The sequence below is a fragment of the Enterococcus sp. BWB1-3 genome (assembly GCF_016745275.1).
Lineage (GTDB): Bacteria > Bacillota > Bacilli > Lactobacillales > Enterococcaceae > Enterococcus_L.
Genome location: NZ_JADOEP010000037.1, coordinates 1 through 23,065, shown reverse-complemented (window position 1 = coordinate 23,065; position 23,065 = coordinate 1). Strand labels below are relative to the sequence as shown.

Genomic DNA, 23,065 nt, shown 5'->3' with positions numbered 1-23,065 from the left:
TCCTTTCTAGTTGGTTTTGTGGTGATTCTATTCTAGCGGAAATGTTGTGTGTCTTCCTTGTTTTTTAATAAGAAAATAGGACCGATAGATTTTTTTCTATCAGTCCAATAAATTATAGAGCCACATCTCTTAACTTTAGTAGGGGGTGTTCCTTTTTCTTTTTTAATTAGAATCTAAAAAGAGAAAAAATTATCAGAATATTAAGTGAGTAGTTGAATTATTGAAACACCATCCGAAAGATTGTTTTAGCTTGGATTGTGACAATCCAATTCTAAACATTAACTATCTTGGCATAATTGATGCAGTTTAATTTGGTTGCTTATTACAAAGGTAGAAGCTGTCTCTTTTATTGTTTGAAAAATTATTTATTTTCTATAATTTTCTGGTTAGATTTCTTTATAAATGCATGGACTCCCAATGTAAAAAATATTTATCCTGTAATTTATTTCATAAAGATTAATCAATACGATGTTTGCAAAGAGAAATCGTTAGAGAAAAATTCATTTATCAAAAGGATCAGACATAAAAGCTTCCTTTGACACGCCCGGAATGTTATAATTATTAAAATGTCCTCAAAGGAGTCGATTTTATGGCAGATAATTTAGAATTAATAATAATTACAGGAATGAGCGGTGCCGGCAAGACGGTGGCTGTTCAGTGTTTTGAAGATATGGGGTATTTTTGTATCGATAATATGCCGCCAAGCTTAATCCCTAAATTTTGGGAGCTAATTAAAGAATCAGGAAAAGTAACGAAAATTGCTTTAGTCGTCGATTTAAGATCACGAACCTTTTTTAGAGAAATACAAAATATGCTTGTTGAAATAGAAAATACGAATCTGATTGATACGACTGTTATGTTTTTAGATGCAACAGATGAAGAACTAGTTTCGCGCTATAAAGAAACAAGACGAACTCATCCATTAGCAATGGATGGACTGATTACAGAAGGTATCAGAAAAGAACGGGCGATTCTGGAAGAAATTAAGGGAGATGCTCAACTGGTTATTGATACAACCAATCTATCTCCCCGCCAGTTAAGGGAAAGAATTAACCAGGAATTCAAATCCAGAGCTACCCATGAGTTTCGTCTGGAATTTGTGTCATTTGGATTTAAATATGGCTTGCCAATTGATGCGGATATCGTCATTGATGTTCGTTTCTTACCGAATCCTCATTACATTCCTGAACTGCGTCCCTTAACCGGAATGAATCAGTCGGTCTATGATTATGTGATGGGCTTTCCGGAAACAGAAGAATTTTATACAAAATTTGTTGATTTGCTGGAGTTTGTTATTCCCGGCTATAAAAAAGAAGGGAAGTCAAATGTGACAATTGCCATTGGCTGTACAGGAGGTCAACACAGGTCAGTTGCTCTGACTGAACGCATTTCCCGCAAGCTGGCAGAAGAGTATCATGTGAATGTGACTCACCGTGATAAAGATAAACGGAAAGAGACGGTGAATCGATCATGAAAACCTATCGGATTCGAAAACCTAAAATTGTAGTCGTTGGCGGCGGAACTGGTCTGCCGGTTATTCTGAAAAGTCTCCGAAATCAGGGAGCGGATATTACTGCAGTTGTCACTGTCGCAGATGACGGCGGCAGCAGTGGGGAAATCAGAAAATCAATGAACCTGACACCGCCCGGAGATTTAAGAAATGTATTGGTGGCACTTTCGGATATGCCTCAATTATATGAAGATATTTTTCAGTATCGCTTTAACAAACAAGATAAATACTTTGCCAATCATGCCATTGGTAATTTGATTATCGCAGCTATTTCGGAAATGAGAGGCAGTACTTATGAAGCGATTCAGCTGCTTTCAAAGATTATGCATGTTGACGGCCATATTTATCCTTCATCAGAACGCCCGCTGACCCTGCATGCTGTTTTTAAAGATGGAACAATTGCAGTTGGAGAATCCAATATTGCCGTGGATCGAAAAACGATTGATCATGTTTTTGTTTCAAATACCAATGATGAAGAGCAGCCAAAAGCTGCACGAAAAGTGGTGAAAGCAATTGAAGAAGCAGATATGATTGTTTTAGGTCCCGGGAGCTTATTCACAAGTATTCTGCCGAATCTGGTCATCAGTGAAATAGGCGATGCCATCCTCCGAAGGACAGGTGAAGTTGTCTATATTTGTAATATTATGACTCAGAAGGGTGAAACAGAGCACTTTACAGATGCAGATCATATCAGAGTTCTTCATAATCATTTGCAAGAAAAGTTTGTAGATACGGTGCTTGTAAACACGGAACCAGTCCCGGAAAATTATATGGATTTTGATGTTTATGATGAATATCTTGTACAGGTCAGGCATGATTTTCAGGGTCTGAGAAATGAAGGCTGTCGTGTCATTTCCACAGATTTTCTTAAGTTGAGAGACGGAGGCGTTTTTCATGATGGAGATAAAGTGGTTGAAGAATTGTTTCGTATTGTGTTTGGAGCGAAGTACTAAAAAATGGAGTAGTTGTATAGAAGGAAGGGATGTTTCATGTCATTTGCATCAGATGTGAAAAAGGAGCTGACCACATTGGAAGTGCATCGGGAACACGCAAGGGCTGAGCTCGCTGCATTAATTCGGATGAATGGTTCCTTAAGTCTGGTTAATCAGCAGTTTGTTTTGAATGTTCAAACGGAAAATGCTGCGATTGCCAGAAGAATCTATTCTTTATTGAAAGATCATTATAATGTCCGATCAGAGTTGCTGGTGAGACGAAAAATGAAATTGAAAAAGAATAATGTTTATATTGTACGATTGAAACAAGATACGAATTCTGTTCTTTCGGATTTGAATATTATGGATGGCATGATGTTTCAAGACCATGTATCAGATGAAATTGTGGGCAATGCACAAAAAATGCGATCTTATTTAAGAGGTGCTTTTATGGCCACAGGCTCGGTGAATAATCCTGAAACCAGCAGATATCATTTGGAAATATTTTCCACTTATGAAGAGCACAACAATGACATCTGCGATATGTTGAATTACTATGATCTTAATGCACGAACATTGGAGCGCAGAAGCGGTTATATTTCCTATTTAAAAGGAGCTGAGAAGATAGCTGATTTTCTGACTTTGATTGGTGCAACAAATTCCATGTTAAAATTTGAAGATGTCCGTATCGTACGGGATATGAGGAATTCTGTTAATCGACTGGTAAACTGTGAAACAGCAAATCTAAATAAAACGATTGATGCTGCGTCCAAACAAATCGATAATATTAAGTACATTCAGCTAACTGTTGGACTACAGGCTCTGCCTGATAAATTACAGGAAATTGCTGAGTTGCGTTTGGAGCATCCGGAGGTCAGCCTAAAAGAACTGGGAGAAATGATTCCTTCAGGAGCTATTTCGAAGTCCGGCATCAACCATCGAATTCGAAAAATTAACGAATATGCAGACAAATTAAGGGCAACCAGCTAAATCGAGTGAATTGAGAAAATAAATCAATGATTGAATAGCAATCTTAAATTTATAAGAGAACAGATTGAATAGAAGCTGTCTGAGGTTGTGACAGAAGTGTTCTGCGTCTACAGTTCTCAACTACACAACACAACACTACACTTCGTTTCGGTCTCATCAATTTCTAAACGGCAAAGCCACTAAGAATTGAAGGACCTCGTTCCGATCCTCGAAGCATGTCTGAGGGGCATATAAGAACTTGCTCCTACGCTTCTTACGAATGCTCGGATATACAACTGGAACACTGTTTATTCGGCTTTAGGGGTCTCAGACATACTTATGTCACAGTCCCTTTGCGGATAATCCAATCTGATCTCTTTTTCTTTTGAATTGCCAATAATCATCTTGAATAGACATTCTCGCTGTTTAGCTTATCCACTAAAAATTGAATGTTTTCCTGATTGATTTTTTTGTAAGGGTGGTGTGTATCAAAAGGAATATTCTCATCTTTGAATATCTTTTTCAAAATCATCCGCTCAAAGAAATTCATTTTCTCTAAACGTGTAATGGTTCCTGCGAAAATTGTCAGCTTTGCATGTTTGTACAACGCTTTAGGAAAAATATTTTCAAGTTGTACGTCTACTTTTTCCTGATCAAACTGAATACCTGTATTTACCAGATATAACTCTTTTTCTTTAAAAGCCGATTCGTATTTCTTTAAGAACTGACGGGCGGGTTTTCGAAGCTGACCTGCATAGGCTGGGGCACAAAAAATAAGTTGAGCTGCATCTGAAAGGTGATCTGCAAGTTGGACATCATCAACAGGAAAAATGTTAACAGACTGTTTAAGTTGATCAGCAATCAATTGTACAATCTCTTTAGTTCCACCTTTTTTAGAATCGTAAATAAGCAAAGTATCGATAATAGCATCTCCTTTTTGAACGATGCATTTTTAGTGAACACTGTTCATATTTTGTTCTTATAATATCATAAATACAGAATTTGTAAATAATAAAAGATTGAAAATAATAGCTTTATAAATTATGATTAATAAAAATAATTTTTTGAACAGTGTTCATTTTTTAGGAGAGATGTTTATGAATAGCAGAGAACGAAGAGAGCGGGAGAAAACAGTCATTGAAAATAAAATTTTTGATGTTGCTGTAGCGATTATTTTGGCTGAAGGAATTGAAAAACTCTCAATTAGGAAGATTTCCGGAAAAATTGGGTATGCTCCCGCAACTATTTATAATTATTATGAAAATAAAGAAGAGATTCTCAATCATATTTCCTATACAGTGTATCTTGAAGTAGTGGAAGAAGTAAAAAAGACGGTTGAAGTGAGCAGCCATCTGCAGCCGAATGAGCTGATAAGAATGTGCAGCTTAATATTCATTTATACGATGATGAAATACCCGGAAAAGTTTAAAGCAATCATGATGACTTCTCCAAAAATTGAAGATGAAAAGATGGAAGAGGATAACCAGGGAATTGGTATATTGCAACAACTGATTTTAACTGGAAAAGAACAAGGTATGTTTTCTGCTGCAAATGAACACTCAGCAGAACTGCATTTGATTGCACTGATGGGCTTTGTTTTTCATTGCGTAAGCAACAATATGGTACTGGATAAAGCGGGCAAGCAAATGGCGGAAGCATATGTGGATATGCTGATTCGAGGATTGGGTTAGAATCTCGCTGTAACGATGAATTTTGATAGAATTCCAAACAAGAGTATCACCGGAAAATTGCTGATTCATTCAGCATTCGGTGATACTCTTAAGAATAGATCTCTGGTCCCATCTTTTTAGGTCAGATGCATTTTACAAGTGACTTTCAATAATATTGATTAATTCTCCATCAGTAATACTTTCATCAAAAATTGCTTCTTTGACAACTACTGTTGGTACAAATTTAATATTTGCAGCTTCTGCTTCAGCAATAACATTTTGTGAAACAGTATGATTGTCTCTTTCAGTAATTTGCAAATTATCTCTGGTAAATTCTGCAACCTGTTCCAAAGGCAAATGCCCCCATTGATCTTGAGTGGCAAACATTTGATGTAAATCTGTCAAACCTTTTACCGGAAGGTCATAATTAATAAACCGATGCATTACATTGCCGGGCTGAAGGGATTCTTTTTCCTTGTCTAAAAGTTTAATGATCCGTTGAAGCTTGCCCTCATTAACATATTTAGTCAAAAGCTCGTCCTTTTCCTCGAACCATTTTTTACAGTAGGGGCAGCGAACATTCATAAATTCAATGATTTTAACTGGAGCGGTCTTTTTGCCAATAACCAAACCATCCTTTTCAGTTGCTTTTGATGCATCAATTACAGAAATATCCATGGTTTATTCCTTCTTTCTACTTTATTGCTTCTCTCAGTTTACTATATTCAGTATAAAATTACAGATAGGATGCCTGATTAAATTAATGACAGTACAAAAAAACTGGGACAGTAATTATCCCAGTCAAGTCATTCCATTATTATTTGCTTAATGAACTGCTGTTTTCCATTACTTCATCGATTAAACCATACTCTTTTGCCTGCTGAGCAGTCATGAAGTTATCGCGGTCTGTGTCTTTTTCAATAACTTCAATTGGTTGACCTGTACGTTCTGCTAAAATTTTGTTTAAGCGTTCGCGTGTATCCAAGATATGCTTTGCAGCAATTTCGATTTCAGTTGCCTGACCCTGTGCACCGCCTAACGGTTGATGGATCATAATTTCAGCATTCGGTAATGCAAATCGTTTTCCTTTTTGACCGGCTGTCAGCAAGAAGCTTCCCATAGAGGCAGCCATTCCAAGTACAATTGTCTGAACATCTGCCTTAACAAAATTCATTGTGTCAAAAATAGCCAGACCAGCTGAAACGCTTCCGCCCGGAGAGTTGATATATAAATAAATATCCTTTTCAGAATCCTGTGCATCTAAAAATAATAACTGAGCAATAACTGAGTTTGCCACGTTATCATCGATAGGACCGCTTAACATAATGATTCTATCCTTTAATAGCCGTGAATAAATATCATAGGCTCTTTCGCCGCGAGATGATTGTTCTATAACTGTTGGTATTAAATTCATAATTAAATTCCTCCTATATACAAAGCTCCACACTCACATTCTAACATATCGCTGTTTCGAATGCATAAAAAAAGTATACTGTAAAGGTCAATAAAGGTCAATGAAATTGCATTCTTTTTATTAATAAAAATTATGTCTTAATAAAGTATTTAAAACTTTGTTAATTGTTGCGGTTTTCAGCAGAAATCTTGGAGTGGGAGTTAGCATTTACATGCTGAATTTGTTTTTATGTTGGGAACATGTTTATGTGCAGTTGTTATTTCTGGAAGGTTCAATAAAAATAGGGCTTGGCAGGAGGAAGTATGGAGCGACTCTGAATATTCTTTTGATGCGGAGGAGAACATAAAAAAATATATGAAAAGGCAAAGTAAATTTATGCAGCAGTATCACATTATTTATTCTAATCCTGAGATAATGGGCAATTGCTATATTGCTTTGTCAGCTTTTGTAAAAAATGATGATGGCTTTTTTACAAAAGAGGAGTTAAAAAAAGCGGTTTAGATAGACTGATTTCTCTTGATCCAGCTGTTTATATGACAGCTTCTCCAAGGCTCTCTTTGGTAATGGAAACGGAAGAAAGAGCAGCTGTGAATATGCCAAGCTAGATGGATTGATAATGTCGATTTCCTGCATTCTTTGAAATATGATTTCAATCTATTCAGGAAATAGTTGTCCCGTTACTGGTCAATATGATATGAGATATATAATTTTAAGAGATGAAACAGAATACTTTTTGGAAGAGTGTGAACAGTGCGGATACCTTCAAGATATCTTTGGAGAAAAATTTGAAACAACTCTGGACAAATACATGGTTTTTCCTGTAGCAAAAGATCATTTATTGGCTGTTGGAGATCAGTATTGTGAATAATCTTATAATAAAAAATGTATAAAATAAGCTGTTCTTATTTTGAAAATAGATCACACGTTACATTTTTCCATTATTTATGGGTATGTTATACTGTTTTATGAAGATCAATTATTGTGAGGTAAAATTAGATGCTAATTTTTTTTGTAGGAATGTCAGGTGTATTTGTAGGAGCAATTATTACTATAGTCAGTATAGGATTACGTGCTTCATTTGAAGAAAGAAAAGAATATCGGCGACGTGACCTGGAACACTTTGTCAAAGAAATAGAATCTTTAAATCTATTGAATAAAAAGATTAATGAAATTTTGCAGAAAAGGGATATTTACATCGATAAAACTGTTCATTTTTTGTCTGTGGATGACTGCTATATAAGTATTGATGATTTCATTTATTTGGAATCTTTTTCTGCTCAGAATAACTTTTATCTGCCGACTTATTTGATTGATGTATTTTTCCAAAAAATTATTCATCGTAAAGTAATTATTACTCCTGATGAAGTGGCGTCTATTGGGGGAAATACGTATAAAGGCGGAAGAGTAATCCTGGAGAATTTCTCTGAAGAACTTCTGTCTATTATTGAAGATAAGAAAAGACAAATGAAACGATTAACCAATCAGCCTATTTATTATTTCAGCAGAAAATGATGAAAATGAATAGGAGTTAGAAAGTGCGTAATGTTAAGTAGCTGTATACTTAATTACGTGCTTTTTATTTATAGAAAGACATTTTCGATTTTTTGAATTTTCTGAATTTTCTATTGACATTCTAATTTGTAGGGTTTATAGTTAACAAAAGCTTTTCGAATTCACATTTTATTTTAATTATATTCATGGTTACATAAAGGAGAATCCATTCTTATGAGAAAGACAACAAATTTTGATTTAGTCATTATTTTATATTTGAGGACTTAGAACACTGAGATTTTGTCAGATGTTTGAGTCCTATTCGTCTTTAGTGAATGGGATTCTTGCTAAGGCATCCCATCAATGGGATGCTTTTTTTATAGGAGAAAATTAAATGGAATGTCATAAAAACTGGAATTGGAGTGATAAAAATGCGAAGCGATATGATTAAAAAAGGAATAGAAGCAGCCCCGGCTAGAAGCCTGCTGTATGCAACAGGTCAGGTGAAAAGTGCCAGAGATATGGAGAAACCATTTATAGCAATTTGTAATTCTTACATTGATATCGTTCCCGGACATGTCCATTTAAGAGAACTGGCGGATATTGCCAAGGAAGCAATCCGAGAAGCCGGTGGAATTCCGTTTGAGTTTAATACCATCGGAGTAGATGACGGAATTGCAATGGGACATATCGGGATGCGCTATTCTCTCCCAAGCAGGGAAATTATTGCAGATGCTGCTGAAACAGTGATTAATGCACATTGGTTTGATGGAGTTTTTTATATTCCAAATTGTGACAAGATTACACCGGGGATGCTGATGGCCAGCGTTCGGACCAATGTTCCTGCAATTTTCTGTTCAGGCGGACCTATGAAAGCGGGAATTGATCCGAAAGGACATACAGCAACGCTATCCTCCATGTTTGAGGCAGTCGGGGCGTTTAAAGAAGGTCAAATGACAGAAGAAGAATTTAACTTTATGGAACAAAATGCTTGTCCGACCTGTGGTTCCTGCGCCGGTATGTTTACGGCAAACTCCATGAACTGTCTGATGGAAGTATTGGGAATGGCGCTTCCTGGCAATGGGACTATTTTAGCTGTTTCAGAAGAAAGAAGAGAACTGATTCGTGAATCTGCCTTCCGTTTAATGGATCTTGTTAAAAAGCAGATTAAACCGCGTGACATTATTACCAAAGAAGCAATTGATGATGCATTTGCTCTGGACATGGCAATGGGTGGTTCAACCAATACGGTTCTTCATACATTGGCAATTGCTAACGAAGCTGAAATTGATTACGATCTTGAGTCAGTCAATGGAATTGCTAAAAGAGTTCCTTATCTATCTAAAATTGCTCCATCTTCTGCTTATTCGATGCATGATGTGCATGAAGCAGGTGGTGTCTCCGCTATTTTGAAGGAACTGGTTGATTTGGAGAATGCAATCCATCCTGACCGCATAACAGTTTCAGGAAAGACACTTCGGGAGAATGTTGAAAATGCACAAATTAAGAATGAAGAAGTGATTCATCCAAAAGAAACACCTTACAGTCCTGTAGGCGGTCTGTCAATCCTTTATGGGAACATTGCCGAGAAAGGCAGCGTTATAAAGGTAGGAGGTGTAGATCCGTCGATTAAGGTGTTTACAGGTAAAGCAATCTGCTTTAACTCACATGATGAAGCAGTTGAAGCAATTGATAATCACACGGTGAAAAAAGGTCATGTAGTTGTTATTCGTTATGAAGGACCAAAAGGCGGTCCGGGGATGCCTGAAATGCTGGCTCCTACGTCCAGTATTGTTGGCCGCGGATTAGGGAAAGAAGTAGCGTTGATTACGGACGGCCGCTTTTCCGGAGCAACAAGGGGAATCGCTGTAGGGCACATTTCTCCTGAAGCAGCAGAAGGCGGAGCTATTGCGTTAATTAAAGACAATGATGAAATTGAAATTGATTTAACAGAGCGGACATTGAATGTTCGGGTATCCGATGAAGAGTTGGCAGAAAGAAGAAAGAACCTTGAACCTTTCAAAGCAAAAGTGAAAACGGGATATCTGGCAAGATATACTGCACTTGTTACTTCTGCTCATACTGGGGGAATAATGAGAATCCCGAGTGATTTATTGGATTAGAAGGAGGAGGAGTTATGGAAAATATAAAGAGCGGTTCGAAGCTGCTGATTGATTCTTTATTGAGACAGAATGTAGAGATGATTTTCGGGTATCCCGGAGGGGCAGTTCTGCCATTATACGATGCATTATATGACGGTGAAATTCCTCACATCCTGACAAGGCATGAACAGGGAGCCGTTCATGCAGCAGAAGGCTATGCAAAAGCAACAGGAAAACCTGGCGTGGTAGTAGTAACCAGCGGTCCGGGAGCAACAAATGCAGTAACAGGTATAGCTAATGCAATGAGCGACTCAGTTCCTCTGATTGTGTTCACAGGTCAGGTAACAACAAACGGTATTGGAAAAGATGCATTTCAGGAAGCTGATATGGTCGGAATTACAATGCCGATTACCAAGAATAACTACCAGGTAAGAGACAGCAGCGAGCTTCCCAGAATTATTGATGAAGCCTTTCATATTGCAACAACCGGCAGAAAAGGACCGGTAGTCATTGATTTGCCAAAAGACATGCAGATTATTGAATCTGGTTCAGATAATCCTCCAGAGCTGGTTCTGCCGAGCTATCAGCCGACGGTCTATCCTAATAAGCTGCAGGTAAAAAAACTAATGGACGAGCTGTCAGATGCAAAAAAACCGCTTGTTATTGTCGGAGCCGGCGTTGTTCAGGCAAATGCAAGCAAAGAGCTGACAGCGTTTATTGAAAAATATCAGCTTCCCGTATTAAGTACCTTACTTGGTCTTGGGGCGATTCCTTCCAATCATGAACTATTTCTTGGAATGGGCGGAATGCATGGCTCTTTTGCAGCTAACATGGCGTTAACCGATTGTGATTTACTGATAAATATAGGGTCAAGATTTGATGATCGTCTGGCGAGTGCACCTCAGGAATTTGCACCAAATGCAGTAGTGGCACATATAGATATTGATCCTGCTGAAATCGGAAAGATTATCGAAACAAAGATTCCAATAGTAGCTGATGCAAAAGAAACACTCAAAGAGATGCTGGCAGTTGATATTGCTGAAGATGCTGATACTTGGACAGACTGGCGAAAAATTAACCTTTCAAGAAAAAAACTGCATCCATTCAAATATGATAAAGAACAAAAAGAAGAAATTAAACCGCAGAAGGTCATTGAATATATCGGTAAGCTGACAGACGGCGAAGCAATTGTTGCTACAGATGTAGGTCAACATCAAATGTGGACTGCTCAGTTTTACCCATTCAAAAATGAAAAGCAATTGATTACAAGCGGTGGTCTGGGAACGATGGGTTATGGCATACCGGCAGCGATTGGTGCACAGCTGGGATGCAGAGATAAGGAAGTTGTGCTGTTTGTGGGAGACGGCGGTTTTCAAATGACCAATCAGGAAATGGCTATCTTGAATGATTACAATTTGCCGATAAAAATTGTTTTATTGAATAATCAGTCTTTGGGAATGGTTAGACAGTGGCAGGAATGCTTCTTTAACCAGCGGCGCTCAGAATCTGTATTTGCAAGTCAGCCGGATTTTCTTAAGCTGGCAGAAGCTTATGGAATCAAAGCGGTTCGAATTTCCAATCCTGAAACAGTGGAAGCAGAGCTGGAAAAAGCCTTTAAAGAAAACGGTCCGATTCTAATTGAAGTTTGTGTTTCTCAAACAGAACATGTATTGCCGATGGTACCGGCAGGTAAGCCAAATTATCAGATGCTGGGGGTGGACTAATGATGAGACGAATTATTACTGCAACAGTATACAATAATTCTGGTGTTTTAAATCGCTTCAGTGGGGTTCTTACACGGCGGCAAGTGAATATAGACAGTATTTCTGTGGGACCGACTGAACAGGAAAATATATCCAGAATTACAATCATCGTCCAAGTTGAAGATCTGAATGAAAGTGAGCAGATTACTAAACAGCTGAATAAGCAGATTGATGTTATCAAGGTTTCTGACATTACAGATGAACCTCATTTGGAACGGGAGCTCGCACTGATTAAGCTAAATGCGCCTGCAGCGATCCGCTCAGAATTATTTTCAGTCATTGATCCTTTTAGAGCAAATGTCATTGATGTCGGCACAAAAACAGTGGTTATTCAAGTAACAGGAACCAGTGAAAAAATCAGTGCATTTGTTGATGTTGTAGCACCCTATGGTATTAAGCAATTAGCTCGTACTGGAGTAACAGGCTTCACTCGTGGCAATCATTAAGTGGAGTTTTAATATAAAAATTTGGAGGTTTTACAATTATGGTAAAAGTTTATTACAACGATTCAGTGGAAAAAAATGCATTAGAAGGAAAGACAACAGCAATTATCGGGTATGGCTCTCAGGGACATGCTCACGCTCAAAACTTAAGAGATAATGGGAACCAGGTTGTTATTGGAATCAGAGAAGGGAAATCTGCTGATGCAGCAAGAAATGACGGATTTGAAGTACTGCCCGTAGCAGAAGCGGCAAAAAAAGCTCAACTGATTATGATTTTGGCACCTGATGAAATTCAGGGAGATCTTTATGATAACGAAATTGCGCCAAATTTGGATGCAGGGGATGCGTTGGTTTTTGCTCACGGCTTCAATATTCATTTTGATGTTATCAAACCTCCAAAGGAAGTAGATGTTTTCTTGGTAGCACCTAAAGGACCGGGACATTTAGTTCGTCGTACATTTACTGAGGGCTTTGCAGTACCGGCATTATTTGCTGTTTATCAGGATGCAACAGGAACTGCACGAGATTTGGCTCTTTCTTATGCAAAAGGCATTGGAGCAACACGTGTGGGTGTTCTGGAAACAACATTTAAAGAAGAGACAGAAACAGATTTGTTTGGTGAACAGGCTGTTTTATGCGGCGGGCTGACAAGTTTGATTGAAGCTGGGTTTGAAACTCTTACAGAGGCAGGATATCAGCCGGAGCTTGCTTATTTTGAGGTTTGTCATGAAATTAAACTAATTGTAGATTTGATTTATGAGGGTGGATTTGAAAAAATGCGTAACTCTATTTCAAATACAGCAGAGTATGGCGACTATGTTTCCGGTCCTCGTGTGATTACTGAACAGGCAAAAGCCAACATGAAAGATGTATTGACAGATATTCAAAACGGTAATTTTGCGAAGGGATTTGTAGATGATAACAAGAACGGCTTTAAAGAATTCCATAAAATGCGTGAAGAAAATGCAGGACATCCGATTGAAAAAGTGGGTGCGGAATTAAGAAAAATGATGCCGTTTGTTTCTCAAAAAGACTAGGGCGTGTCTGAAAAGTTAGTGGAATTTGAATTTTTCAGTGATTTTTGTTGAGATCAAGGAAGAAAACACAGTTTATGTGGTTCATAAACGAATAGTTATGACGATGAGTTCTATAAAAATCATTAAAATATTCGCCGTCGCCGCTTGCGTTTTCAAGCACACACTAGTACAGCAGATACAGACAAAGAGGTGAGAGAAGAGCGTGACAAAACTTACAAAAGAAAAGATAGCTGAAGCATATGAGCATCTTGCAAAGGTAGTAATTAAAACGCCTCTTCAATATGATGTCTATCTGTCTCAAAAATATCAGTGCAATGTCTATTTGAAGAGAGAGGACCTTCAGAAAGTGAGGTCGTTCAAACTCAGGGGCGCTTACTATGCAATTTCTCAAATTTCCCCTGATACGTTGGCTAACGGTGTTATCTGCGCCAGTGCTGGAAACCATGCACAGGGCGTAGCGTACACCTGTCATGAAATGAAGGTACCCGCGACAATTTTTATGCCGACAACAACGCCTCAGCAGAAAATTTCACAGGTCCAGTTTTTCGGTGGGGATGAAGTAGCTATTCAATTGGTAGGAGATACATTTGATGCCTCTGCGAAGGCAGCAAAAGAATATGCTGTTCAAAATAAGCAGACCTTTATTGATCCATTTGATGATTTAAATATTATGGCGGGACAGGGAACCGTCGCAGTGGAAATCTTTAATAAGGCAAAAGAAGAAGCAATACAGATTGACTATCTGCTTTCAGCAATCGGCGGAGGCGGATTGATCAGCGGAACTTCTGTTTACACGAAGGCAGTCAGTCCAATTACAACGGTCATTGGTGTTGAACCAAAAGGGGCTCAGTCAATGAAAGCTGCTTTTGAAACAGGCAGGCCGATTGAATTATCAAGTGTAGATAAATTTGTAGATGGAGCAGCTGTAAAAAAGGTGGGTAATCAAACCTATGAATATGCAGTCGAATCTGTTGATCAGCTGCTGTCAGTGGATGAGGGACAGATTTGCTCAACTATTTTAGAACTTTATTCCAAGCAGGCAATCGTTGTAGAACCTGCAGGAGCACTAAGTGTTGCCGCTTTGGAACAGATGAAGGGAAAAATTAAAGGGAAAACCGTGGTTTGTATCATCAGCGGGGGAAATAATGATATTAATCGGATGGCCGAAATTGAAGAACGTTCATTGATTTTCGAAGGTCTGAAGCATTATTTTGTTATCAATTTTCCTCAAAGACCTGGAGCCTTGAAAGAATTTGTAAATGATGTACTTGGACCGGATGATGATATTACAAGATTCGAATATACGAAGAAGGTAAACAGAGGGACTGGTCCAGTAATCCTGGGTATTCTTCTGAAAAGAAAAGAAGATCATGCTCAGCTTATAAAGAATCTCAGCGCATTCGATCCAACCTATATAGATTTAAGTGAGAACGAGTCGCTATATGCATTACTTGTTTAAAATAATAAGTGCTGACTGAACTTTGAGACGAAAACAAAAAGCTTTTCATTTATTAAATTAGAATAAATGGAAAGTTTTTTGTTATTTTAAATAGATGAAAGCGGTTAAAATATATCAAAAATAATAATAATAATGATTATTTCCAGCTACCATAAAAATTAGTAAAGTTTTCGTTGAAAACGAAAAAGACTGCTTGCCATTTTTACTGAAAGGACGTATATTTAATTTATAGCTGAAAAAGCTTTTTAAAAATTAAAAATAATGACCTTAAAATAGATTATAGTAAAGTTGGTATATAGATGGAACAGAATAAAAGGCTGAAAAATAGCCGTTATATCACCGGATTCGATGGGATTCGGACGATTGCTGTTGTCGGGGTTATCCTATATCATTTGTCTCCGCGAATCATGAGTGGAGGATATTTGGGAGTGCCGATATTTTTTACTCTCTCGGGGTACTTAATTACAGATTTACTACGTCAGGAATGGCTCCAAAATGATGAAATAGATGTTAAAGGATTTTATATAAGAAGAATGAAAAGGTTATATCCGGGATTAATCGTTATGTTAATTTCCGCCTCAGCATATATCGTCTTTTTTCAAAAAGATTTGTTGAATAATCTACGGGGAGTCATAGCCAGCAGCTTGTTATATTATAATAACTGGTGGCAGATATTTCATGGATTTTCCTACTTTGATCGCTTTGTAACTCAATCACCGTTCACTCATATCTGGTCTTTAGCCGTTGAGGCTCAAAACTACTTGGTCTGGCCCTTAATGTTTATCCTTTTAAAAAGATATTTAAAAACCAATAAAAAGATTGTCAGTGCTGTTTTAACAGCGGCCTGTTTTTCTGCTCTGCTGATGGCAATGCTTTATGTTCCAAGAGCAGATCCTACAAGAGTTTATTATGGAACTGATACACGTTTGTTTTCCATCTTGCTGGGAAGCGGATTAGCTTTTGTTTGGCCAACACTTAGATTAAAAGAAGAGATTCCGCAAAAAGCACGTTACCTTTTGAATGGTATCGGATGTGTCTCATTGGCAGCAGTTATACTGTCATTTATTTTTTTAGCAGACCATTACAGCTTTATTTATCGTGGCGGAATGTTTGTATTGAGTATTTTTTCCACTCTCCTTGTTGCAATAACCGCTCATCCGGGAGCAGACCTTAATAAGTGGCTGACAAATCCTGTTTTTACATGGATCGGAAAACGAAGCTATGGGATTTATCTTTACCAGTTTCCTGTGATGATTTTTTATGAAGCCAGAATCAAAGATTTGAATGAATACCTCGTTCTTCACTCAATTATTGAAATAATTTTAATTTTGGGGATCAGCGAGCTTTCCTATAGATTTATAGAAAAACCATTAGGCGCTTTTTATTATAAATATATCTGGTATGCATTAAAAGATTTAGTCAAAAGACCATGGATTACTGTTCAAAAAGTCACTTTTGCAATAGGTGTTGTATTGTTTGGTATGGCCGCATACAGCTGGACCATTGCCCCCTCAAATTATGTAACAGCAGATCAACAGCAGCTGCAGGAAACCATCGCAAACAATAAAAAACGAGCTGAGGAACGAAGACAGGCCAATAAAGAAAACACTGAGAGCAGTACAACTTCAACGTTTACATCAGATTCAGCGACTGAAGGGGAGATAGCTGATCCTGCTCATTACGGGTTGACGGATAAAGAATGGGCCAATGCTCAGGAGCTCGAAGTAACTGTTTTTGGCGATTCAGTTATACTGGACGGTGCGGGCATCTTGCAGTCTATTTTCCCAAAGATGATTATTGATGGAGAAGTAGGCCGACAGCTTTACAGTAGTGGAGAAGCTTTGCAGCAGTTGAAAACAGATAATCAGCTGAAAAATACTGTATTGATTAGTCTGGGTACAAACGGCTTATTTACAGAAGCACAATTTGACAGTGTTATGCAAATTATTGGGAGTGAACGACAGGTATACTGGTTGAATGTTCGGGTACCGACACGAAGGTGGCAAAACGAAGTGAATAGTCTGCTGGAAGCAATGAACAATAAATACTCAAACTTGACGATTATTGACTGGTACGGAGTTAGCAAGGATCATGATGAGTGGTTTTATGAAGATTTTGTTCATCCAAATATTGAGGGTCAGGTTAAATATGCAGAGCTGATTTCCAAAAGTCTAATAAATGGTATAGAGAAATAAGAGAAATTTTTAGTGAGGCATCCAACAGATGAAAATCCTGTGTGTTGTCTATTTTTGATTCATTAACAGATTATCTGATATACTAGCTGAAAAAATATGGCATAAGATAAACTCAAAACAATGATAAAATAAAAGGCTCTGTGACATTAGGATGTCTGAGCCGCCTAAAGCCAAATAAACGGTGTTCCAGTCTTTGTATGATTCGAGCATTCGTAAGAAGCGTAGAAGCAAGTTCTTACATGCCCCTCAGACATGCTTCGAGGATTGGAACGAAGCCCTTCAATTCTTAGCGGCTCTGCCGTTTAGAAATTGATGAGATCGAAACGAAGTGTCGTGTAGTGTAGTGAGAATCATAGACGCAGAAAAACGGATACAGTGTAATGTTTTGTCTCGAGAATCGTTAGACTCGCAGAGACAGCAGTTCTTCTCCGCTACGCATACCATTCTGCTAAAGTACGAATATAAGCAGAAGTGGCAAAGTAGAACTAGCACTTGTCGGTCCTAAACTGTGCCGAGTAATCGCAGGCAACATCTCGGAAATAAGGCGAACGATACTGAAATAATGCAGCTTATTTAGCAAGGATGGATAGATGAACTCTCTACAAATGATCCGATTGCGATTATAGATAGCATGCCTTGTCCATTTTGTAAAACGATATAAAATAGACGAGCAATTAACTTATCAGAAGTTGTAGGTATTGACTGAATGCAACGAAAAAAATCTATTGTTATGGAGTATCAGTTCATAGTAAAACACCAATGAAAAGCCCTAAAGGGGTCATTTCATTGGTGTTTTTGAGTAAAAAAACTGGTATAAGCTCAGTTTTTTAATGAACTTATACCAGTTTTAATTAAAAAAATAAATAAAAGTATCAGTCAATTAACTAAAAAAGTTAATTGATAAATATTCTTGTATTCAGTTCTTCCAAGAAATAAAATATATTATCTTTTGAAAAATAAACGTGATTTTTACAAATTTAACTATACTCACTATACTCTAAATTTTAGTCATAGTAAATCTTAAAATCAATCATTTTTTTTCATTTTTTTTGGTGAAACATAAAAAAAATGAGAATTTTTTTCGTTTTCATAATGTATTTTTATTGTGGTTGTACTTTTCCAATACTTTTTGAGCCGTCAAAAAATTAGTCAATATTAGGAGTGAGGGAGCTTGCCAAGAAAAGGTGAAAATATTTATAAAAGAAAAGATGGACGATGGGAAGGCAGGTATAAAAAATCAAGAAATAAAGAAAATCGTCTCATATATGGGTATGTTTATGGTAAACGATACAGTGAAGTAAAAGAAAAATTAATTAAATATCAATCGGAATTTATTGACAGTAATAAAACTATTTATTCAGGAACTACTTCTGAATGGTTCACTTACTGGCTTCATAAAGTGGTTAAAAATAGAGTAAAGCCTTCAACCTGGTCGAGTTATGAATCAAAAATTAGAAATCATATTATTCCTTTTTTGGGCAGAAAAAAATTGAACCAGCTGGAAAGAACCGATGTTATGGCACTTATTGAATTTCTACTGTCTCAGGGCTATTCCATTAATATGGTTAAAATTATTTTGACTATCTTAAAGAACAGTTTGAACTATGCTGTTGTTAACGGATATTTAAATAAATATCCTTATAAAAATATTGTACTTCCTTCTATTAAAAGAAAGGGTATTCGGTCCTTGTCTGTAGAAGAACAAAAGATACTTGAAGAAGCCGCCTTTAGAAATACCTATTATTCAGCTGTAATCATCAGTCTGGCAACCGGGATGAGGATTGGAGAGATAAGCGGGTTAAGGTGGGAGGATATTGATTTTACAAGAGAAATTATTTCTGTGAATCGAACTCTTCAGCGAATTCCAGACCCGGATAATCAGAATACAACGATGATTATTATGGGAGAGCCAAAAACAAAAAGTTCACTACGTAAAATTCCACTGGCTGTAAACCTCAAAAATTACTTGGTAAAACTAAAAAAGAGCAGTTGTTCAGAGTATGTTGTTTCCTGCTCGGAAGGCTTTACTGAGCCCAGGGTGATTAATTATCACTTCAAAAAACTTCTAAAGTATACCGGTATCAGAAATATCAACTTCCATTGTCTTCGTCATACATTTGCTACCAGATGTGTAGAAAATGGAGCAGATATTGCATCATTAAGTAAAATACTTGGACACACGTCCATTAAATTAACACTGGATACTTATACGGATTCATTTTGGGAAAAACGAAAAGAAGCAATGAATTTGATTGACTTGGAGCAATTTAACAGAAGCAAATAAAACTGATTTTAAAGCCGTCACTGTTTTGGTCATATCTGACAGGAACTCCTGTCAGATATGCAGAAGCAGTGATTTTTCTTGGAAGAACTGATTCCATTACATAATTATACTATCTAAACGTAAAAAAGTATTGCAGGAAATTTTTGATGTTATGGTGTATTGCTAGATAACTTTTTAAGAAAATATACATCAAACAGAAATGAAGTGAGGAGGAATCAGTATGTACAACATAGGGATAACCCAACCGGTAGAGGAATTTGAGCGTACATATGTCGAGAAGCTTGGCAGAAATCAGTACAAATTAGTTACAGTAGATGTGAACAACATGGATACGATTCTTTCAGATCTGGATGGTGTTCTTTTGAAAGAAAATGAAAAGAATTTAAGTGAAACGTGCGGCATCATAATGAAAATTAGAGAACGATCAAATTCATTTATTTGGGTATTGTCAGAAAAACCAACAGCTGTTCAAAAAGTTATCTATCTTCATTTAGGTGCGGATGGAACTTTTAGCAATGAAAATGAACCGGAGGAGATGACTCTGACAATAAAAAATCTGCTGAATCGTCAAAAAAAAGCAAGCGGAACAGAGAATGATAAACCGCTGGATTCAAAAGAGGAAGTACAATCGGGGGCAGTTAGTCATTTCAAATTGTTGCCGAATAACTTGAGTGTCCAAATCGGTAAAGAGAGGACAGAAGTTACGTTAACCCGCCTCGAATTTAAACTATTGTCCCTTCTGTATGAGCATCAGTCTCAAGGGCTTTCTTATAAAGAAATTTATGAGAATATTTGGGACGATGCTTATAAAGGGTCCAAATATCGGGTGGCAAATTTGATTTTCCATTTAAGAGAAAAACTGGAATTGCAGAATATTAATTCCAGCATTATCAAAACGGTTCGATCAAAGGGCTATATGCTGAGCCTGAATTAAAAAGAATTATCTTTTAAAAGTAATTCGTAGTTTCTGGGTAATTCAGCTGCACATTGATAGTTGTTTTATGAATAATTTGGTTTCACTTTTTCTGCTATCACAAATTTAGATCATCTTACTATAAGACTGGGACAAATAAATAATCACGTATACGAATATCAAATCGGATTTATTCTGGTAAAGAATAAGAGGTATGAGAGGAAAGTGTTCCCGTGGATTAGAAGGATAGAATTGGATAGTCAGAAAATTGAAATATAGTGTGCTGTCCGACACACAAAAATAGAAAAGGGGAGGAGTTGAAAAAATATGAAAATCGGAAAAAAAAGTTTGACAGCTGTTTTGTCTATTGCACTTACAGGTTTAGTATTCCAGTGGACCTTGAGTACTCCGATTAAGGCGAATGAAGAGGCTGTTAAAACTGAAATAAGCTCCAACGGAACAGATTTATTGCAGCAGGATATGTTACCTGCAGCAGACAGCAGCATGCTGAAAAATGACGCGGAGAAAGAACAGACAGAAACTTCTCAAACTCAGGAAGAAGCTGAAAACGAGACAGAAGAAAGTGCTGTCTTTCCAGTGGAGAAGAGAGGAGTAAATCTGCTTGCAGCCGGTACGGCAGAAGTCACGGACTGGCAAACATTTGTTGAAGCCTTAGCTGATTCAAGTATCACAACGATTTCATTAGCAAATGATATCCAACTTACAGGCACACTCAATAACTATGAAGGTCTGTTTGATAAAGATTCTGTGAATCTTGCTGCCGGCAATGCTTTTTTGTTTGTCAGCAAGGCTGCAATTTCCAGATCACTGGTTATTGACGGAAATGGATATACCTTTGACTTTGGAAATTTAGCAATCGGCTTTACAAATGCAGCAACGAATACTTCTAGTTACTGGGATATTACGCTGCAAAACATTACGGTTAAATCTGTAAATCCTTACGCACCATTTTATTATCCTGTGTTGCCTCAGGCAGAAGCTGGAAAAGGTATGACGTCTTATTTAAGCAACTCAAGACTGACCTATGGTGAGAACTTTGTTCATATTAAATCGGTGAATGACATGATCACATTTTTCTTGGCTTACGCAAATCGCAGCGTAACGGAGATTAATTTAGCGAATGATATCGTGTTTCCAATGGGAGTGACAAGTGTAAATTACCAATTGCCAGATATAAATAATATTGCGACAAATATATTTGGAAATACCACTAGCGTGAACATTATATCTGGGGGTACACAGTTCCTTTACACGAATGTCAGTGGTGCAGCAAGAGCATTTACTCTTGAAGGTAATGGCTATTCCATGGATTTCGGTTCAATTACTTTATGTGTAAATAATGTGACCTTGAATGATGGCAGTGGTTTTAACTTACGATGGTATCAAACCTATCAGAATATCAATTTCTTCCATGGAAATTATTGGGGACCTATTGAAATTCAGGATTTAAATGATGTATACGAACGTGAGTGTTGGCAGCGTTTTGTGGATGTTACCGATTATGGAGCACAATTCGTTCAGGCAGAAGCCTCTACACTTTATTTCGGTGGAAATATCCATCTAGAGCAGCAAGAATTTTATCGCTCAATCGGTAAAGATGGCAATCCACTGAGATCGAATGGTGTTAACTATGATGGAAGTACAGATTTTTCTTACTTTCAAGTGAATAACAACAATAACCAGACAATAGGTGTCTCTAATGCAACTTTTGAAGATAACGCAACAGTGTTTCTTTCTTCAATTGGTGGGGTTGTTATTGATTTATGGCCTGGTGGGGACTTAATTATCGGAGAAAATGTACAAATGGAAGCAGTTAGAAACGGTCCGAATAATGCGGGAGAAGGATATGCGGGTGTTTTAAGTTTGCGTGGTGGTAACATTGAAGTTGGTAAAAATTCAATAGTTAACCTGACTTCCCATCACTCAGTACAACCCGCAGTTCTAAGTCTTAACTCTACTGATGCATCCATTGACATTTTAGAAGGAGCAGAAGTCAATATTAGTGTGGATTCTTATTCAGGTTCTGGAAACAATATTGTTCTAAATCCAATTTATTTGGGTGGAGGTTCTATTAATGTAAATGGAACTTTGAACGTGAAGGGAACTAATATGGGAAGTTCTAATACCCATATGCTTTGGTCACCATATCCTGTGAGTTTTGTGATTGGAAAAAAAGGTAGTCTTGATATTCAAAGTGACAGTACTTCTGTTAATCAACACTTAATTTTTATGAATAATGCAGCATCTACTTTCCAATTTTCAGATGCTCAGAGAGTAAACTTACAAAGAACTAAAGAGATGAGTTCTGCTACGTCTACCAATAATGGTTTAATTTATTCCGGAGGAATCTTGGAAGTTTCAGTGCAAAATGTTTTTCAATGGAATTTGAATAACATGAGCGGTGGAACAACAGCAGACACCGGTTACGATTTTGATTATGTACCAATGTCAAGTATGCTGCTTAATTATAATAACAGCTATAACCCAACGATAACCTCTGCCAACTCTATGACAAATGCTACACTGAACAGCTTTAAGGAAAACTTTACAACTCGAGGACAACAGCGTGTGCTGTTTACCCGAATTCCAGATCCAAGTGTCTCCATTCATAGTATCTCGAATGATAATCCAGATGATCCGGGCTCGTATACAGTGTATGGGTATGCACTTCCGGGCACCTACATTCGACTTTGGGAAGAAGCACTGAACGGGACGACTTCCGCAAAAGAAAAAGGGGTTAATGATACGATTGAATCACCCGTTGAAGATACCGGAATGGCGCAGGAAACGCGTGATAACTTTACTGTTCAGGCGGACAGTGACGGCAACTGGTCGTACACAATCAGCTCTGGAAATTATTTC

General features: G+C 37.3%; 19 protein-coding genes. 16 read left to right on the top strand and 3 right to left on the bottom strand.

Features of this window, described 5'->3' with window-relative positions; genetic code table 11:
• Window positions 1-589 precede the first annotated feature (589 nt).
• Genes rapZ through whiA form a run of 3 tightly spaced genes read left to right on the top strand, consistent with a single transcriptional unit; the run spans window position 590 to window position 3,432 of the window.
• Entirely contained in the window at window positions 590-1,474 is an 885-nt protein-coding gene (gene rapZ / locus IW492_RS16735) for an RNase adapter RapZ (protein ID WP_202069131.1), read from the top strand.
• Window positions 1,471-2,463 (top strand): gluconeogenesis factor YvcK family protein, encoded by a 993-nt coding sequence (locus IW492_RS16730; protein WP_202069129.1) that lies wholly within the window; start codon window positions 1,471-1,473, stop codon window positions 2,461-2,463. The genes rapZ and IW492_RS16730 overlap by 4 nt, the downstream gene beginning before the upstream one ends.
• A gap of 36 nt (window positions 2,464-2,499) precedes the next feature.
• The gene (whiA, locus tag IW492_RS16725) at window positions 2,500-3,432 is read left to right on the top strand and encodes a DNA-binding protein WhiA (RefSeq protein ID WP_202069127.1); all 933 of its coding nucleotides are present in this window, start codon (window positions 2,500-2,502) and stop codon (window positions 3,430-3,432) included.
• 379 nt (window positions 3,433-3,811) lie between these two features.
• Here whiA and IW492_RS16720 read toward each other — a convergent pair whose 3' ends face one another.
• Window positions 3,812-4,324 carry a flavodoxin domain-containing protein gene (locus tag IW492_RS16720; protein WP_202069125.1) on the bottom strand — a complete coding sequence of 171 codons (513 nt, stop codon included), beginning with the start codon at window positions 4,322-4,324 and terminating at the stop codon, window positions 3,812-3,814.
• Between the two features lie 184 nt (window positions 4,325-4,508).
• Between IW492_RS16720 and IW492_RS16715 the strand changes: the two genes are divergently transcribed.
• Window positions 4,509-5,102 carry a TetR/AcrR family transcriptional regulator gene (locus IW492_RS16715; protein ID WP_202069122.1) on the top strand — a complete coding sequence of 198 codons (594 nt, stop codon included), beginning with the start codon at window positions 4,509-4,511 and terminating at the stop codon, window positions 5,100-5,102.
• 132 nt (window positions 5,103-5,234) lie between these two features.
• Here the strand turns inward: IW492_RS16715 and IW492_RS16710 are convergent, their stop codons facing one another.
• The gene (locus IW492_RS16710; protein ID WP_202069120.1) at window positions 5,235-5,759 is read right to left on the bottom strand and encodes a DsbA family protein; all 525 of its coding nucleotides are present in this window, start codon (window positions 5,757-5,759) and stop codon (window positions 5,235-5,237) included.
• Between the two features lie 139 nt (window positions 5,760-5,898).
• Window positions 5,899-6,495, bottom strand: a complete 597-nt coding sequence (gene clpP, locus IW492_RS16705; RefSeq protein WP_202069118.1) for an ATP-dependent Clp endopeptidase proteolytic subunit ClpP — start codon at window positions 6,493-6,495, stop codon at window positions 5,899-5,901.
• A 354-nt stretch (window positions 6,496-6,849) separates the two neighbouring features.
• Here clpP and IW492_RS16700 point away from each other — a divergent pair, with 354 nt between their 5' ends.
• The 12 genes from IW492_RS16700 to IW492_RS16645 all read left to right on the top strand — a co-directional run.
• Window positions 6,850-6,996, top strand: coding sequence for a hypothetical protein (locus IW492_RS16700; RefSeq protein WP_202069117.1), 147 nt, complete (start codon window positions 6,850-6,852; stop codon window positions 6,994-6,996).
• A 193-nt stretch (window positions 6,997-7,189) separates the two neighbouring features.
• The gene (locus IW492_RS16695; protein ID WP_202069116.1) at window positions 7,190-7,363 is read left to right on the top strand and encodes a hypothetical protein; all 174 of its coding nucleotides are present in this window, start codon (window positions 7,190-7,192) and stop codon (window positions 7,361-7,363) included.
• A 128-nt stretch (window positions 7,364-7,491) separates the two neighbouring features.
• Complete coding sequence (locus tag IW492_RS16690) at window positions 7,492-8,007, top strand: hypothetical protein (RefSeq protein WP_202069115.1); 516 nt, start codon at window positions 7,492-7,494, stop codon at window positions 8,005-8,007.
• 410 nt (window positions 8,008-8,417) lie between these two features.
• Window positions 8,418-10,109: a dihydroxy-acid dehydratase gene (gene ilvD / locus IW492_RS16685; protein WP_202069114.1), complete on the top strand. Its 1,692-nt coding sequence runs from the start codon at window positions 8,418-8,420 to the stop codon at window positions 10,107-10,109.
• 14 nt (window positions 10,110-10,123) lie between these two features.
• Window positions 10,124-11,812: a biosynthetic-type acetolactate synthase large subunit gene (ilvB, locus tag IW492_RS16680; RefSeq protein WP_202069113.1), complete on the top strand. Its 1,689-nt coding sequence runs from the start codon at window positions 10,124-10,126 to the stop codon at window positions 11,810-11,812.
• A gap of 2 nt (window positions 11,813-11,814) precedes the next feature.
• Window positions 11,815-12,297 (top strand): acetolactate synthase small subunit, encoded by a 483-nt coding sequence (ilvN, locus tag IW492_RS16675; RefSeq protein ID WP_202069111.1) that lies wholly within the window; start codon window positions 11,815-11,817, stop codon window positions 12,295-12,297.
• A 38-nt stretch (window positions 12,298-12,335) separates the two neighbouring features.
• Complete coding sequence (ilvC, locus tag IW492_RS16670; RefSeq protein WP_202069109.1) at window positions 12,336-13,331, top strand: ketol-acid reductoisomerase; 996 nt, start codon at window positions 12,336-12,338, stop codon at window positions 13,329-13,331.
• Between the two features lie 202 nt (window positions 13,332-13,533).
• Complete coding sequence (gene ilvA / locus IW492_RS16665) at window positions 13,534-14,790, top strand: threonine ammonia-lyase IlvA (RefSeq protein WP_202069108.1); 1,257 nt, start codon at window positions 13,534-13,536, stop codon at window positions 14,788-14,790.
• A 299-nt stretch (window positions 14,791-15,089) separates the two neighbouring features.
• A complete protein-coding gene (locus IW492_RS16660; RefSeq protein ID WP_202069107.1) occupies window positions 15,090-16,985 on the top strand; it encodes an acyltransferase family protein in 1,896 nt (631 codons plus the stop codon).
• A gap of 1,171 nt (window positions 16,986-18,156) precedes the next feature.
• Complete coding sequence (locus tag IW492_RS16655) at window positions 18,157-19,269, top strand: tyrosine-type recombinase/integrase (RefSeq protein ID WP_202069106.1); 1,113 nt, start codon at window positions 18,157-18,159, stop codon at window positions 19,267-19,269.
• 220 nt (window positions 19,270-19,489) lie between these two features.
• Complete coding sequence (locus tag IW492_RS16650; protein WP_202069105.1) at window positions 19,490-20,203, top strand: winged helix-turn-helix domain-containing protein; 714 nt, start codon at window positions 19,490-19,492, stop codon at window positions 20,201-20,203.
• 306 nt (window positions 20,204-20,509) lie between these two features.
• A partial coding sequence (locus tag IW492_RS16645) for a pectate lyase-like adhesive domain-containing protein (protein ID WP_330928364.1) occupies window positions 20,510-23,065 on the top strand: 2,556 nt, incomplete at its 3' end.